Source organism: Arthrobacter sp. N1 (genome assembly GCF_048288285.1).
In the GTDB taxonomy this organism is placed as follows: domain Bacteria; phylum Actinomycetota; class Actinomycetes; order Actinomycetales; family Micrococcaceae; genus Arthrobacter_D.
In genome coordinates, this window is record NZ_CP102608.1 from 2,112,563 (window position 1) to 2,128,197 (window position 15,635).

General features: G+C 70.9%; 14 protein-coding genes. 5 read left to right on the plus strand and 9 right to left on the minus strand.

The genetic code is table 11. The annotated features are described in order from the left end of the window. Positions 1 to 10 precede the first annotated feature (10 nt). The 5 genes from NVV32_RS09625 to NVV32_RS09645 form a co-directional block, all read right to left on the minus strand. Positions 11 to 793 carry a hypothetical protein gene (locus tag NVV32_RS09625; protein ID WP_422390005.1) on the minus strand — a complete coding sequence of 261 codons (783 nt, stop codon included), beginning with the start codon at positions 791 to 793 and terminating at the stop codon, positions 11 to 13. Next, positions 790 to 1,836 carry an LCP family protein gene (locus NVV32_RS09630; RefSeq protein ID WP_422390006.1) on the minus strand — a complete coding sequence of 349 codons (1,047 nt, stop codon included), beginning with the start codon at positions 1,834 to 1,836 and terminating at the stop codon, positions 790 to 792. The genes NVV32_RS09625 and NVV32_RS09630 overlap by 4 nt, the downstream gene beginning before the upstream one ends. A 93-nt stretch (positions 1,837 to 1,929) precedes the next feature. Further along, positions 1,930 to 3,348 (minus strand): sugar nucleotide-binding protein, encoded by a 1,419-nt coding sequence (locus NVV32_RS09635; protein ID WP_422390007.1) that lies wholly within the window; start codon positions 3,346 to 3,348, stop codon positions 1,930 to 1,932. 3 nt (positions 3,349 to 3,351) lie between these two features. Then, entirely contained in the window at positions 3,352 to 4,350 is a 999-nt protein-coding gene (gene rfbB / locus NVV32_RS09640; RefSeq protein WP_422390008.1) for a dTDP-glucose 4,6-dehydratase, read from the minus strand. A gap of 61 nt (positions 4,351 to 4,411) precedes the next feature. Continuing rightward, complete coding sequence (locus tag NVV32_RS09645) at positions 4,412 to 5,191, minus strand: hypothetical protein (protein ID WP_422390009.1); 780 nt, start codon at positions 5,189 to 5,191, stop codon at positions 4,412 to 4,414. Positions 5,192 to 5,439: 248 nt separating this feature from the next. Between NVV32_RS09645 and NVV32_RS09650 the strand changes: the two genes are divergently transcribed. Both NVV32_RS09650 and NVV32_RS09655 read left to right on the plus strand, forming a co-directional pair. After that, complete coding sequence (locus tag NVV32_RS09650) at positions 5,440 to 5,928, plus strand: DUF3515 family protein (protein WP_422390010.1); 489 nt, start codon at positions 5,440 to 5,442, stop codon at positions 5,926 to 5,928. A 42-nt stretch (positions 5,929 to 5,970) separates the two neighbouring features. Next, a complete protein-coding gene (locus NVV32_RS09655; protein ID WP_422390011.1) occupies positions 5,971 to 6,828 on the plus strand; it encodes an SMP-30/gluconolactonase/LRE family protein in 858 nt (285 codons plus the stop codon). Positions 6,829 to 6,982: 154 nt separating this feature from the next. Here NVV32_RS09655 and NVV32_RS09660 read toward each other — a convergent pair whose 3' ends face one another. Next, positions 6,983 to 7,822, minus strand: coding sequence for an SDR family oxidoreductase (locus tag NVV32_RS09660; protein ID WP_422390012.1), 840 nt, complete (start codon positions 7,820 to 7,822; stop codon positions 6,983 to 6,985). A gap of 236 nt (positions 7,823 to 8,058) precedes the next feature. Here NVV32_RS09660 and NVV32_RS09665 point away from each other — a divergent pair, with 236 nt between their 5' ends. Beyond that, on the plus strand, positions 8,059 to 8,649 hold the full coding sequence (locus tag NVV32_RS09665) for a hypothetical protein (protein WP_422390013.1): 591 nt from the start codon (positions 8,059 to 8,061) through the stop codon (positions 8,647 to 8,649). Here NVV32_RS09665 and NVV32_RS09670 read toward each other — a convergent pair. Continuing rightward, the gene (locus NVV32_RS09670; RefSeq protein WP_055770602.1) at positions 8,646 to 9,092 is read right to left on the minus strand and encodes an SRPBCC family protein; all 447 of its coding nucleotides are present in this window, start codon (positions 9,090 to 9,092) and stop codon (positions 8,646 to 8,648) included. The two genes, NVV32_RS09665 and NVV32_RS09670, sit on opposite strands and share 4 nt — an antisense overlap. Before the next feature lie 74 nt (positions 9,093 to 9,166). Between NVV32_RS09670 and NVV32_RS09675 the strand changes: the two genes are divergently transcribed. Continuing rightward, entirely contained in the window at positions 9,167 to 9,397 is a 231-nt protein-coding gene (locus tag NVV32_RS09675; RefSeq protein WP_157365852.1) for a DUF3072 domain-containing protein, read from the plus strand. Positions 9,398 to 9,493: 96 nt separating this feature from the next. Here NVV32_RS09675 and ribA read toward each other — a convergent pair whose 3' ends face one another. Next, positions 9,494 to 10,903 (minus strand): GTP cyclohydrolase II, encoded by a 1,410-nt coding sequence (gene ribA, locus NVV32_RS09680; protein ID WP_422390014.1) that lies wholly within the window; start codon positions 10,901 to 10,903, stop codon positions 9,494 to 9,496. Between the two features lie 72 nt (positions 10,904 to 10,975). Further along, complete coding sequence (locus tag NVV32_RS09685; protein ID WP_422390015.1) at positions 10,976 to 11,896, minus strand: LysR substrate-binding domain-containing protein; 921 nt, start codon at positions 11,894 to 11,896, stop codon at positions 10,976 to 10,978. Between the two features lie 165 nt (positions 11,897 to 12,061). Here NVV32_RS09685 and NVV32_RS09690 point away from each other — a divergent pair, with 165 nt between their 5' ends. Continuing rightward, positions 12,062 to 15,622: a bifunctional proline dehydrogenase/L-glutamate gamma-semialdehyde dehydrogenase gene (locus NVV32_RS09690; RefSeq protein WP_422390016.1), complete on the plus strand. Its 3,561-nt coding sequence runs from the start codon at positions 12,062 to 12,064 to the stop codon at positions 15,620 to 15,622. Positions 15,623 to 15,635: the final 13 nt, after the last annotated feature.

The window sequence follows — 15,635 nt, forward strand, 5'->3', positions numbered from 1 at the left end:
GGACGCGTCATTAGACGGTCCGGCCCGTGCGCAGCCGCCGGTAGTACAGCACCCCGAGCCCGAGGAGCAGGACGATGACGAGCACCCGCGTCGCCGGATGCGTGCCGATCGATCGGCTGGACGCCTGGTCCATGTCTGCCGAGCCGGAGACCGCTTCGTCCATTGCAGGCGCTGTAGGTGTCGCGGACGGACGGGCGGAGGCTGTCGTGGTCGGCCTCTCCGCCGTCGGCTTCGCGGTCGGCTGTGCAGTCGGCTGTGCGGTCGACGTCGTCCTCGGCTCGGTCGACGGCGAGGCGGACGGAGACGGCAACTCCTCCTCCCGCAGGTCCTCGACGAGATCGGTCAGCGGATCCCAGCGGAAGGACGAGTAGGCGAGCGATCCGGGGATCACCAGCAGATTCGTCCCCGGTTCGATGAGGTACCCCGTCGGAGGGTGGACGAGCCACCCGGTCCCGGGGTCGATCAGGAAGCCTGTCCCCGGATCGACGCCCGGAGCGGGGACTTCCGCAGGAGGCTCCGCGGCCGGCGAGGGCTCCGGAGCCGGTGCGGGCGGAACGGGTGCGGGCTCCAGGACCGCGGGCCCCGGGTCGGGGGATGTGGGGGCCGGCTCCGGAGCGGGACTGAGCGACGGAGCAGGTGCCAGGGTCGCAGCAGCCGGCGGCGGCGTCACGACGGGTGTGGGGCCCGGTGTCTCCACGGCAACCCCCGGACCGGCGATGACGCCGAGCGTGAGGACGGCACCCGCGACGGCGGCAGGAGCGGTCAGCCGCACGGATCTGCGCTTCCCGCTCACGATCCACCGTTCGGCGCCGACGACACGTAGTCGCGCAGGGTGTCGGTCTGCAAAGCCTCGGCGATCCGGGCGATGGCGGCTTCATCCTTGACGACGATCGACTGTCCGTCCGCCGAGGTCCCGGTACCCGACGTGGGAAGGGTGAAGAAGTCGATGTCACCGGAGCGGACCCCGCGCAGCGAGACGGCCAGCGATCCCAGGGTGGCTGAGTCGAAACCGGAGTCCACCGCCACGAAGGGGGACGTCCGATCGACCACGCCGTAGACCTTCCAAGGATCGGTGAGGGTGTCCGCGGTCAGCAGCTTGCCCATCACGGCCTTGACGAACAGCTGCTGGTTCTTAACCCGCTGGTAGTCGCCGTCGCTGAACGCATAGCGTTCGCGCACGAACTTGAGCGCCGATTCCCCCTGCAGGGTGATCGGTCCGGCACCGAAGGACTCCCCCTTACTGCCCCGCGACTGGAACGCGACCGGGTTGTCCACCTGCACGCCGCCGAGTGCGTCCGTCAGGCCCTTGAACCCCTCGAAGTCGATGCTCGCCACGTGGTCGATGCGCGTGCCGAACAGGCCTTCGACGGTCTGCACCACGAGCGGGACGCCGCCGAGCGCCATGGCCGCGTTGACCTTGGCCTCGCCATGTCCCGGGATGTCCGTCCACGTGTCACGCATGATCGACATGACCTGGATGTCCTGGCGGTCCGCAGGGACGTGCATCAGCATCATGGTGTCCGCGCGACTGTCCACAGGATCAGTGGAGGCGGTATCGCCCAGCTCTTCCGGCGTCGCCCGGGAATCGGTGCCGAGCAGGAGGATGTTGACCGCCCCTTCGGCCTCGGGCGCCACCGCGGGGCGCGATTCCTCTGCAGGGAAGGCTGTCTCGATCGTCTCGGAGCCGGCATCGAAGGACCGCGCGAGCGAGAACAGGTAGCCGCCGGCCACGAGGGCGGCGACGACGACGAGCGCACCGAAGACCAGCAGGGTGGTGCGCACGGGATGGCGCTGGCGCCTCCGTGTCACGCGCGCGTCGGTATCGTTCAGTGCCATCGGGGTCCCCCGTCGAGGAGCTGTGGTCGGGTCGGATTCGGACCAATGATACGGGGCCCACCCGGGAGGGCCGCCCAGGCGAACCGGGAACCCCTAGGGGACGAGCGCTCGGACGTAGGCGGCGAGGCGGTCTGCCGCCAGCGCCGGCGTGAAGCCCGCCGCCTTGAGCTTCGCCAGGTCGAGTGTGCTCTGCAGCGGGCGCGGGGCCGCCTCCTTGCCCGCGAAGTACTCCTCCGTGCTGACGCCCGTGACGTCCTCCCGCTCCCGGCCGGAGAGGGCGAACACCTCCGCAGCGATCTCCGCCCAGCTCTGTGCGTCGCCGTCGTTCGTGACGTTGTAGGTGCCGTACGGTGCGCCGGTGCCGACAAGGTGCAGGATGGCCCCGGCGATGTCCTCGGTGAACGTGAGGCGGCCGATCTGGTCGTCCACCACGCTCGGCGAGATGCCGCGGCCCGCGAGGCTCGCCATGGTGCGCACGAAGTTCCCGCCCTCACCGATGACCCAGCTGGTGCGCACGATGTAGTGGCGCGGCACGGTCGCGACGATCGCGTCACCTGCGGCCTTGGTCTGCCCGTAGACACCGAGGGGACTGAAGGCCTCGTCCTCGTCATGCAGTTCCCGCGATCCGTCGAAGACGTAATCGCTGGAGACCTGCACGAGGGTGATGCGGTGCGCGGTGGCCACACGCGCCAGGGCCGCGACGCCCGAGACGTTGACCGCCCAGGCCGCCGCGCGGCCCTCCGGGGTCTCCGCGGTATCGACGGCGGTGTAGGCCGCCGCATTGATGATGGTCTCGTAGCCCGTCCACGCTCGGGCGTCGTCGAGCCCGCCGCCGAGCAGGTCCAGCTCGGCGCGGCCGGCGAACTCCACCGACGGGTGCCCGGCGAGGGCCGTGCGCAGCGCCCGTCCCAGCTGTCCGTCGGCGCCGACGACGAGCGTGCGGCGCGGCGCGAGCGGTGTGACGTCGGCGAGCCGCGGGTGCTTCCGGTCCTTGTCGGACAGCTCGGCGTCCGCGAGCGGGATGGGCCAGTCGATCGCCGCCGTCTCGTCCGCGAGATTGAGGAACACGTACTGGTCCTGCGCGTCGGCCGACCAGTGGTCGTTGACGAGGTAGGTGTAGGCCGTGCCGTCCTCCAGGGTCTGGAAGGCATTGCCCACGCCGCGGGGGATGAAGATGGCGGTGGAGGGGTCCAGCTCGGCCGTGAAGACCGCACCGAACGAGGGTCCCTCGCGCAGGTCCACCCAGGCACCGAAGACGCGCCCTGTCGCCACCGAGATGAACTTGTCCCAGGGTTCGGCGTGGATGCCGCGGGTCGTGCCGGCGGTTTCGTTGAAGGAGATGTTGTTCTGCACGGGTCCGAAGTCGGCGAGGCCGGCGGCCGTCATCTTGGCCCGCTGCCAGTTCTCCTTGAACCAGCCGCGGTTGTCACCGTGGACCGGGAGGTCGAAGAGCACGACGCCGGGGATGGGCGTCCCGCGCGAGCCGAGGGGCTTCGAGAAGGTGGGGCCCACGGGCTACTGCCCCAGTTCGACGTACTTGGACTCGGTCACGGCCTTCTGCGGCCGCCACCAGGCCTCGTTGTCGCGGTACCAGGCGATGGTGTCGCGCAGGCCCTGCTCGAAGTGGTGGAACTCCGGCGCCCAGCCGAGCTCGGTCCGGAGCTTGGTGGAGTCGATCGCGTACCGCAGGTCATGGCCCGCCCGGTCCACCACGTGGTCGTAGGCATCGGCAGCCTGTCCCATCTCGGTGAGGATGAGTTCGACGACGTCCTTGTTGTTCCGCTCCCCGTCGGCACCGATCAGGTAGGTCTGGCCGATCTCGCCCTTGTCGAGGATGGTCCACACAGCGGAGGAGTGGTCGTTCGCATGAATCCAGTCGCGGACGTTCAGCCCCTCACCGTAGAGCTTGGGCCGGACACCGTCGATGACGTTGGTGATCTGGCGCGGGATGAACTTCTCGACGTGCTGGTAGGGGCCGTAGTTGTTCGAGCAGTTGCTGATGGTCGCCTCGACGCCGAAGGACCGGGCCCACGCCCGCACGAGGAGGTCGGAGCCGGCCTTCGTCGACGAATAGGGACTCGACGGGTTGTAGGGCGTCTCCTCGGTGAACCGTGCGGGATCGTCGAGGTCCAGATCGCCGTAGACCTCGTCGGTGCTGATGTGGTGGAAGCGCGTGCCGTGGCGGCGGGCGGCCTCGAGCAGGGTGTAGGTCCCGATGATGTTGGTGTCCAGGAAGGGCCGCGGGTCGTGCAGGGAGTTGTCGTTGTGCGACTCCGCGGCGTAGTGCACCACGGCGTCGGCGCGCTGTATCAGCGGATCGACGACGGCGGCATCGGCGATGTCACCGACCACGAGTTCGAAGCGGTCGGCGGGCAGTCCCTCGAGGGAGGCGTGGTTGCCCGCGTACGTCATCTTGTCGAGGACCGTGACGGAGACGTCCGTCTGCTCCATCAGGTAGTGCACGAAATTGGACCCTATAAAGCCGGCTCCGCCGGTCACCAGGAGATTCTTCACGTCCTGCACTGTACCCGGGGCGCGCCCCGGCCTCCGCGGGCGCGCCCTCCCGTCGCGTCACTCACGACTGGTGGCGGCCCCTCCTGCGGAGGGCGACGACCACCACGACGGCCACGACGGCGGCGACGAGACCCGCGCCGATCCAGACCGCGGGAGCGAGCGAGGAGGTGCGCTCCTCCTCGACCGCCACCGTGCTGCCGCTGGGCGAAGGGGTCGGCGAGGTGGTCGTCCGCGGCGTTGCGGTGACCGTCGCTTCCGGGGTGGCGGAGGGCAGGGTCGCAGGCGGGACGACGGCAGGAGGCGCGGACGACGGCGGGGCTGCTGTCACGGAGGCGGTGGCCGTCGCACTCGGGGTGGCCGTCGCCGTGGGTTGCGCGGCGGTCGGCGACGGCACGGGCCCCTCGTCCTCGATCGGTACCACCTGGTCGGTTGCGGCGTCGTACCGCTCGTTGGTGTAGATCAGCGTGTCCGCGAAGAGCAGGTACCCGGTGTCGGGTTCGATCAGGTGGCCGGTCCCCGGATGCACGAGGAAGCCTGTCCGGGCGTTGATCGCGAATCCCGTAGCGGGGTCGATCCCCGCCGTGGCGGTGGGATCCGGCACGGGCGGTGCGGGTTCACCGAACGTCGCGTCCGGCTGCGGCTGCTCGAGGACGTTCGGCCGCGGCTGCTCGACGACGTCGGGCTGCTGCTGGGCGACGACCGCAGGACGGGGCGCGACGGCGACGGCCGGCGCGGACGGGACGGCCACCGCGACCGCCGCGGCCACGACGAGGAGTGCACCCGCGGCGGCGACCCGCGAACGGACGGTGGGACGGGGGTCAGGGGGGTAGGGCGCTGTCATTCGTCCTCGGCTCGATCTGCGCCGGGATGCTGGGGAAGCGCACCGGTCACGCGTGGGACCGTCAGCCTGAGCGCTGCGGCTCTCGAATCCTACTGGCGGCCGGCTCGTCGGCGCGGTCGGCCGGGTCCGACGGCGGCCGCGTGTCGCAGCGGGCGGGCCGGGGATCGGATCGGAGGCTGCGGCCGCAAGCCGATGAAGCCCCGACCGCGCGGCGCGGGAAGGCCGGGGGCACGCACTAGGCTGGCTCCATGCGTGCTCTCCCCCGTGCCGTGGCCCTCCTGGCGGCCGCCGCGACCCTGCTGGTCGTACTGCCCGGCTGCACGTCCGTCGTCGACGTCGACCCCGCGGCGGACGCCGCGAATGCCGCCTGCGCGGACGTGATGATCGCCCTGCCGCCGCTGGTCGCCGAGAACGAGCAGCGGGACACGAACAGCCAGGCGACGTCGGCCTGGGGCGATCCGTCCCGGGTGGTGCTGCGCTGCGGCGTCGTCGTCCCCGGGCCGACCACCGATCCCTGCGTGACTGTGAACGACGTCGACTGGGTGGTCCGAGAGGGTGATCCTGCGTGGACCGCGACCACCTACGGGCGGGATCCCGCCGTCGAGGTCCTGTTCGATCCGGAGGAGGTGGCCTCCAGCACGGTCCTCGTGGAGCTGGGCGACGCCGTCTCGCGGGTCGAGCAGACACGGGCCTGCGTGGGCCTGTCCGAGGCCACCCCCGCACCCACCGGCGGCTGACGCCGGACCGACCGCACCAGCCGCGAACCGCCAGGAGGCACAGTGAAAGCCGAACAGATCTCCGATGTCTGCACCTTCCACGGCGAGGGACCCTACTGGGATCCGCGGCGGGGTGAACTGCTCCTCGTCGACATGATGGAGGGCGACGTCCTCGTGCGCCACGAGGACGGCAGCATCGACCGGCACGACGTGCATCCCCGCCTCGCCGGGGTGATCCGCGGCCGCGCTTCGGGCGGCTACGTCATCGGCGTGGAGCGTGGTTTCGTGTTCGCGGACGAGTCGCTCTCCGATCTGGTGCAGGGGCCGGAGGCCTTCGACGACCCCGCCGTCCGCATGAACGACGGCGGCTGCGACACGGCCGGCAGGTTCCTCTGCGGCTCCATGGGCTGGGAGGGTGGCTTCGGCGCCGGCACGCTGTACTCGCTGGACGGCGACCACTCCGTCTCGACGGTGCTCGGCGGGATCACCGTGTCGAACGGCCTGCACTTCTCCCCCGACGGCGCCACCGTCTTCTTCAGCGACACCCCGACGGGCCGCATCGACGCGCTCGGGTACGACGTCGAGGCGGGGAGGTTCACGGACCGCCGCACCTTCGCCGTCGTCGAGCCGGCGCTCGGTATGCCGGACGGCATGGCGATCGACGCGGAGGGCGGTATCTGGACCGCGCTCTACGGTGGCGGCGCCGTGGCGCGCTTCGATGCGTCGGGCAGGTTGTCGGAACACATCCCGCTGCCCGTCACCAACGTGACGGCGTGTGCCTTCGGTGGGGCGGACCTCTCAACCCTGTTCATCACGACCACGCAGGAGAACATCCCGGCCGGGTCGGAGCCACTGGCGGGCGCCCTCTTCGCGGTGACGCCTGGTGTGGCAGGAGCACCGCTGCCGATGTTCCGGGGCTGAGTCCCCGGTCCGGTCCGCCTCCGGAGCGGTGCTGCGTGGGGAGGACAGCCTCCCGCGGACGACCACTGTTATGCGTCCGAGGGAGGCTTGTCCCCCACATGTTCGTGTCCGCTCCGGCCGTGGATGGGTGCGTCCCGGACGGAGCGGACGGACGCTACAGGATGGGTTGTCCGCCCGTCACGGCGATGCGTGCACCGGAGACGTAGCTCGCTTCGTCCGAGGCCAGCAGCACATACACCGGGGCGAGCTCCGCCGGCTGGCCTGCGCGCTGCATCGGGACCTGCTGCCCGAAGCTCTCCACCTGGTCCTCGGGCATGGTCGCCGGGATGAGCGGTGTCCAGATCGGTCCGGGCGCCACCGAATTGGCGCGGATGCCGCGCTCGGCGAGGAGCTGCGCCATGGCGGCCGTCATGTTCGCGATGCCGGCCTTGGTGGCCGAATAGGGCATGAGGGTGGGGACGGGGTTGTCCGAGTTCACTGAACTGGAGCCGATGATCGAGCCTCCCGGGCCCATGTGCGGGAGGACCGCCTTCGTCAGGTGGAAGAACGCGCTGAGGTTGATGGCCAGGGTGCGGTCCCACTCCTCGTCCGGAATCTCCTCGATGCTCTCGTGCGTCATCTGGAAGGCGGCGTTGCTGACGAGGATGTCCACGCGCCCGAACTCCTGCACCGCCGTGTCGATCACGCCCCTGCACGTCGCCGGATCGGCCAGATCGCCGGGGAAGAGGACAGCGGTCCTGCCTGCCTCCTCGACCCAGCGCGCGGTCTCGCGGGCGTCGTCGTCCTCGTCCAGATAGCTGATGAGGACGTCCGCGCCCTCCCTCGCATACGCGATGGCGACCGCGCGACCGATGCCGCTGTCACCGCCGGTGATGACCGCCTTCTTGCCGGCGAGGCGGCCCGAACCGCGGTAGGACTGTTCGCCGTGATCGGGCGCGGGCTCCATCGCATCGGTGGTTCCGGGTGGGTCCTGCTGCTGCACTGGCTGGCTCACTGTTCCTCCTGGTGTCTGCTGGGTTTCTCCCGCGGGCACTTCTCACCATAAGCAGCCTTAGTAGTTGAGGAGAAGCGGATATCAGGTCCGGGAACCCGTTGCGCAGGAGGACCCGCAGCAGCCATGCACCAGCCGGCCGAGTACATCCTGCCGCTGAGGTGGACCGACGGGGGCCCCCGATGAGCTGGCCCGCTACCTGTCCCGGCTGGTGCGGTGGGTCGACGTCACGGTGGTCGATGGATCCCCCGACGCGTCCTTCCGGCGTCACGCCCGGTGGGTACAGTACCGACGCCCTGTTCGAGGACCTCGAACTGGTCCGGACCATCCGTGCTGCCGGCGGGAGGGAGGCCCGGGCGGACGATCTCTTCGTGCGTCGTCTTCCCTGTACTGCCGCAGCACGTCTGCGGCAGCGCGTGCGGCAGGCCTATGACAGCGTGGCGCAGCCGGCGCGCCTTCTGGCGGAACTCGGCGTCCTGCCCGCGCTGGTCCTCATCCGCCCCGACGGATTGCAGCTTGCCGGGCTGGCCTGCGGCGTCGCCGCCCTGGCGGAGCTGGGCCGGCGACGGCGGAGTGGGCGGGAGGTGCATCCACCCGCTGCTGCGCTGTGGGCACCGCTGTGGCTCGCGCAGCGGTCCGTGTGCAGCTGGCTCGCCGTCCTGAGCAGGGCGCGCGGTGGGGTGCGGTACACCAGCGGACGGATGCGGCTGGCAGCGCACTCCGAGCGCCAGGTGCGCAGACGCGTCCCGGCGATCCGCCGGCCGGACGGACCACAGGAGCCCCCACCCGTCGGGCGGTGGATCGCCGACGTGGGCCCGGAACCGCGCTAGCCGGCCAGGCTGTCGAGCTTCCCCTTCATCCCGTTCAACGCCGGATCACGCAGCGCGTCGAACGCCGGCCGAAGGAGGGGCTGTGCGATCTTCAGCATCCCCTTCAGGTCGAATTCCGCGGTGTAGGTGACATCGCTGCCGCCCGGGATGGACGTCGAGGGGACCACGTCCATCGCATCGGAGGCGACGAGAGTCTTATTCTCCCCGCGCAACCGGATGTGCCCGGGCCGCAGCTCGATGATCTCGTACTCGATCGGCCGGCGCTTGCCACGGAACTCGGCCTCGGCATGGTAGCGGTGCCCCACGGCAGCCGGTCCGTCGGACCGCTTCCCGACGACGGGAGTCCCGGGATCCCAGGTGCTCGTGTTCTCGAACTCGGAGAGGAAGGCGAAGGCCCGCTCGGGAGGAAGGACGGTGCTGATGGATCCTCTGACGGTGATCATGGCACCACCCTACAAGGGTGTCGGTGACGGTAAGTAGACTGATGGCTCACGCCCCACGACGAAGAGGAACACACATGGCAGACACACTGGGAAGCCCGACCTCCGAGCCCGACGGCGGTTTCGAGCGCGATCCCTCCGACTGGGTCACCGGCGACGAGCCCATGACCGCGGCTCAGCGCAGCTACCTCGACACCCTCGCCCGCGAGGCCGGCGAGGAGATCCCCGCAGACATCAACAAGGCCGAGGCGTCCGAGCACATCGACAGGCTCCAGGGCAAGAGCAAGAGGCTCGACGAGGGATCCTGATCTCCCGGCACGCCTCGGTACCGATCGGGTCCCACGGTGCAGCGGCTTCCAGCCGCGGCGCCGTGGGATTCGTTCGTCCGGCGTCCGTCACCCTCGTCAGCGCACCGCGGCGAAGTTGAACTCCGTGCAGATGTCCTGTCCGAACACGAAGCGCCGCACGGGGGCGCTGCGGGCCTCGTCGAGGGCATCCGAGCCGCTGAACCGGATGCCCGGCACGCCGTCGCCCACGAGGACGGGCGCGGTGGTGAGGTAGAGCCTGTCGAGCAGCCCGGCGTCGAGGAAACGGGACACCGTCTTCCCGCCCCCCTCGATCAGCACCTTCCGCAGCCCCCGCGCCTGCAGGATGTCGAGGACGCGCCGGGGAGCGAAATCGTCCTCCGCGAGCCGGACCACCTCGACGGACGCGGGCAGGCCCGTCGGGACCACCGCTCCGAATCCCGTGATCCACAGGGTCGGGACGCCGTCGTCGGCGAGGACGCGTGCCTGCACACCGACCTTCGCGCCGGCGTCGAGCACCACGCGCACGGGGCTCGTGCCGGAGACGTCCTCGACAGCGAGCGAGCAGTCCTCCGCGAGGACGGTCGACGCCCCGACCACGACGGCGTCCACGAGAGCCCGCAGGCGCTGCAGGTGGCCGTGATCGCCCCGGTCCTCGTGCAGCCCGGCGTCACCCGTCCGCGAGGCGATGAACCCGTCGAGGCTCTGCCGCAGCTGCCCGATGACGAGCTGCCCGGTGGCACCGGCCACGTAGCCGTAGCGGTGGGCCAGCTCCTCGGCCTCACCGGGCGGCGGTGCAGCGGGCACGATGCCGTCCAGCAGCAGGTCCCAGGCGTCGGCGACCGGCGCGGCGTCATGGCGCATCCGGGCCCGCTTCGTCGCCAGGTAGCGTGCGTTCTCCGAGCGCTCGGACACCACGAGCCCCCGCCGCTCGACGACACGGATCCCCAGGTCCGCCAGGGCCTCCTCCTTGGCGGGATTCCCGGAGAGGAGGCGCACGGCCCTGATCCCGAGGTCCTGCAGGATCTCGGCGGCCTGGTCGTACCGGCGCGCGTCGACCGGCAGACCGAGCGCGGTGTTCGCATCCACGGTGTCGATCCCCTGGTCCTGGAGTGCGTACGCCTTGAGCTTCGCGAGCAGGCCGATCCCGCGACCCTCGTGTCCACGGACGTACACCACGGCGCCACGACCCTCGCGGGCGATCTCCGCGAGCGCAGCGTCGAGCTGCTCCCCGCAGTCGCAGCGCCATGATCCGAGGGCATCCCCGGTCAGGCACTCGCTGTGGACCCGCACGAGCGGCGGCGCCGCGGACATGTCGGTCGCGTCGTCGTCGATCCCCTGCGCGAGCACCACGTGCTCCGTCCCGCCGCCGTCGCGGTACCCGACCAGCCGGAAGGTCCCGTGCCGCGTGGGCAGCACGGTCTCCGCGACCCGCTCCACGCTGGCGGAAACGGACGGGGACCCGGACGGGAACGCGGACGGGAAGGAGCGGACGGGCTGGGCGGGCATGCAACAACCTTAGGAGCGGTGCGGAACAGGGCGAAAACGTGCGTCATGCTTTGAACGGGATCGGCGGACGGTTTATTGCTCCTGCGCGGGCCGCCGCGCGCCGGCCGCGGCTCGTCCGAGGACGTCGCGGAGGGCGAGCACGGCGGGTCTGCGCGCGCCGGCCCGGCGTGCCGAGGTGAAGATGGATCGCCGCGGGTCCTCGTCGAGGTCGAGGAGCCGGACGGGGACGCTCCGCCCGGTCCACACGAGATCCGGCATGAGCGCGACGGCGTTGCCGGACTCGATGAGCCGGATCTGGGCCTGGAGATCGGCGGTCTCGTAGCGCACGTCCGGTTCGAACCCGGCACGGCGGCATGCCTGCTCCGCCCAGTGGCGGGACGCGGCACCCCTCGGTTCCATCACCCAGGCCGCGTCCGCGGCATCCGCCACCGTGGTGATGGCCGTGACGGCGCGTTCCCCTGCCCGCGGGACGGCGAGGCGGATCGCGTCCTGGGTGAGCGGTACGTGGTCCAGTTCCGCATGGCGCGGGGCGGCGTGCCCGGGGTACTGCTCGGCGATGACGAGATCGAAGTCGCGGGCGAAGGTCTCGTACAGCGCCCTCTCCGGTTCGCGCTGCACCATCTCCACCCGGACCTCGGGGTAGTCCCGGTTCATGGCCGTCAGGGCGTCGGGCATCAGCGCGAGCGCCGCGGACTGGAACACGGCGACCCGCACGGTCCCCGAGACCGTGGTCAGCGACGCCGCGAGGTCGGCCTCGGCCCGCTCCAGGGTTTCGAGCAGTTCCGCCGTGTGCGCGACGAGCACCTCGGCCTGCGGCGTCAGGACCACGCGCCGTCCGGTCTTCCGCAGGAGTTCGACGCCCACTTCCTTCTCCAGCAGGGCCAGTTGCTGCGACACGGAGGACGGGCTGTAGCTGAGGGCCGCGGCGACGTCGGCGAGCGTGCCGCGGATCTTGAGCTCCCTGAGCAGGCGCAGTCTCCGCAGGTCCAGCACCGTGCCTCCAGGGGTCGTTCCCGCGGTCCCGGTTCTTCGGTTCCGCTGACGAATACCCTTCGGTATTCATCGCTTTTCCCCATCCTACGGCCGGTCGATACTGGGACGTGAAGTAGCTGCTTCATCCTGTGCCCGGCGTGAGCCGACCGACCGAGAGCCGTTGCCATGACAACCCAGATCCCGCCCCTCGAGGGCTTCGCCGCCACAGCGGCCACCCCCGACCCGTCCGTCGACACCCACCCGGTGAACGACGGCGGCCCCACCCGCTTCCTCGCCGTGCCCGGCGGGACCACCGAGATCTCGGCGACGCTGCCCGAGGAATCCGTCGCGCTCGTGCGGCGCTGGCTCACCGAGGCGTCGAAGGTGCCCGTGGACGCCTCCGCACAGCAACTGGCAGGCGTCCTGAAGGATCCGAACGGACTGGCCTTCACGGTCGGCTTCGTGGACGGCGTCATCCGTCCGGAGGACCTCTCGGTCGCGGCGCGCAACCTCGGCGCCATCGCGCCCATGGTGCCCGGCTTCCTCCCCTGGTACATGCGCGCCGCCGTGAAGATCGGCGCCGGCGTCGCCCCCGTCCTCCCCCAGGTGGTCATCCCGATCGCGCGGCGCGTGCTGCGCGAGATGGTGGGACACCTCATCATCGACGCCTCGGAGGCGAAGCTCGGCCGCTCGATCGCGAAGATCCGGCGCGAGGGAGTCCGCCTGAACGTCAACCTCCTCGGTGAGGCCGTGCTGGGCGACCGTGAGGCCGAGCGCCGCCTCGAGGGGACCGTCCGCCTGCTCGAGCGCCCGGATGTCGACTACGTGTCCATCAAGGTGTCCTCCACCGTGGCTCCGCACCCCGCGTGGGCGTTCGAGGAGGCCGTGGAGCACGTGGCCGAGAAGCTGACGCCCCTCTACACCCTGGCCGCACGGTCCGGGTCGAGGAAGTTCATCAACCTCGACATGGAGGAGTACAAAGACCTCGACCTGACGATCGCGGTCTTCACCAAGATCCTGGACCGTCCCGAGTTCCTCGACCTGGAAGCCGGGATCGTGCTGCAGGCCTACCTGCCGGATTCGCTCGCAGCGATGATCCGCCTCCAGGAGTGGTCCGCCGCCCGGCGGGCGCGCGGTGGAGCGGGCATCAAGGTGCGCGTCGTCAAGGGCGCGAACCTGCCCATGGAGACCGTGGAAGCCTCGCTGCACGACTGGCCGCTCGCCACCTGGGGCTCCAAGCAGCAGTCCGACACCCACTACAAGCGCGTCCTCAACTACGCACTGCAGCCCGGCCGGGTGGAGAACGTCCGGATCGGCGTGGCCGGCCACAACCTCTTCGACCTCGCCTTCGCCTGGCTCCTCGCCGGCGACCGGGGCGTGCGGCACGGGATCGAGTTCGAGATGCTCCTCGGCATGGCCCAGGGGCAGGCCGAGGCGGTCAAGCGCGATGTGGGCTCCCTCCTGCTCTACACACCCGTGGTGCACCCGAGCGAGTTCGACGTCGCCATCGCCTACCTGATCCGCCGTCTGGAGGAGGGCGCGAGCCAGGACAACTTCATGTCCGCCGTCTTCGAGCTCACCGAGAACGAGGCCCTGTTCGAGCGCGAGAAGAACCGGTTCCTCGCCTCGCTGGGCGATCTCGACGACACCGTTCCGGCGCCGAACCGCCGGCAGGATCGCACCCGTCCCGAGCCTGCCCACCCGGGCACCGGCTTCGTGAACACCCCGGACACCGATCCCTCGCTCCCCGCAAACCGCGCCTGGGGCCGGGCCATCCTGGATCGCGTCCCCACCTCGCAGCTCGGGAACGACCTCGTGGCAGCGACGACGCTCACCCGCGCCGAGGACCTCGAGGACGCCGTCGCCGGTGCCGTCGCGGCGTCGGGTGAATGGGGCTCCCTGACCGGTGCCGAGCGGGCCGTGATCCTGCACCGGGCCGGCGACGCCCTCGAGGCCCGGCGTGCCGAGCTCATGGAGGTCATGGCCGCCGAGACCGGCAAGACGCTGGACCAGGCCGACCCGGAGATCTCCGAGGCCGTCGACTTCGCCCACTACTACGCGGAGCGTGCCCGCGACCTCGACGACGTCGACGGTGCCGCCTTCTCCCCGGTACGGCTCACCGTCGTCACCCCGCCGTGGAACTTCCCCGTCGCGATCCCGGCCGGCTCCACCCTCGCCGCCCTCGCCGCCGGCTCGGCGGTCATCATCAAGCCCGCCTCCCAGGCCCGCCGCTCCGGTTCGGTCATGGTGGACGCCCTCTGGGCGGCCGGTGTGCCGCGCGAGGTCCTGCGCCTCGTGCAGCTCGAGGAGAACGAGCTCGGCCGCCGGCTCATCGCCGACCCGCGCGTGGACCGGGTGATCCTCACCGGTGGATACGAGACCGCGGAACTCTTCCGCTCCTTCCGGACGGACCTTCCGCTGCTCGCCGAGACCTCGGGCAAGAACGCGGTGATCGTGACGCCAAGTGCCGACCTCGACCTCGCGGCGAAGGACGTGGCGCAGTCGGCCTTCGGGCACGCAGGGCAGAAGTGCTCGGCGGCGTCGCTCGTGATCCTCGTGGGAAGCGCCGCCACATCGCACCGCTTCCGCAATCAGCTGCTGGACGCCGTCGCCTCCCTCACCGTGGGCTACCCCGAGGACCCCACCACGCAGATGGGGCCCGTCATCGAACCGGCCGCGGGCAAGCTCCTCGACGGGTTGACGACCCTCGGCGAGGGTGAGTCCTGGCTGATCGAACCGCAGAAGCTCGATGCCGGCGGTCGGCTCTGGAGCCCCGGCGTCCGTGACGGCGTGAAGCGCGGGTCCACCTACCACCTCACGGAGTACTTCGGGCCGATCCTCGGCATCATGACGGCCGCCACCCTCGAGGAGGCCATCGCGCTGCAGAACGACATCGACTACGGCCTCACCTCGGGCATCCACTCCCTCGACAGCAAGGAGATCGCCATCTGGCTGGCCGGTGTCCAGGCCGGGAACCTGTACGTCAACCGCGGGATCACCGGCGCGATCGTGCAGCGGCAGCCGTTCGGCGGGTGGAAGAAGTCGGCGGTCGGCGCAGGGACGAAGGCCGGAGGCCCCAACTACCTCGCGGGTCTCGGCTCCTGGTCGGCCAGGGAGTCCACCGCCGACGCCGCGCCGCTGGCCGGCGCCGCTCCCCTGCTCACGGCGGCCCGGTCCGCGGGACTGCCGGAGGCGGACCTCGCCCGGCTGGCGCGCTCGGCGGCGTCGGACGCCGAGGCGTGGACCGGCGAGTTCGGTGCCGTGCGGGACGTCTCCGCGCTCTCGGCCGAGCGCAACCTCTTCCGGTACGTCGCCCACCCGGTCACCGTCCGGCTCGCGGAAGGTGCGCCGGTCTCCGATCTCGTCCGCGTGCTGCTGGCCGCCCGCGCCGCCGGCGCCCCGGTCTCCGTCTCGAGCGCCGTCGAGCTGCCTGCGGCGCTCCGCCCCGTCGTCGCCGCGCAGGCCGAGAGCCTCACGACGGAGGACGATGCCGCGTGGCTCGCCACTGCGTCGACCTCGGCGGTACGCCGCGTCCGACTCATCGGAGCCGGCGCGTCCGAGCTTGCCGCCGCGACGGGCGGACGCCCGGACCTCGCGGTCTACGCACAGCCGGTGACGGAGTCGGGGCGCGTGGAACTCCTGCCGTTCCTGCAGGAACAGGCGATCAGCATCACCGCTCACCGCTTCGGTACGCCGAACGCGCTGACGGAGGGAATCATCCCGTCCCACCGGGAGCGGTCGGTGTAGCCCACCGCCTCTG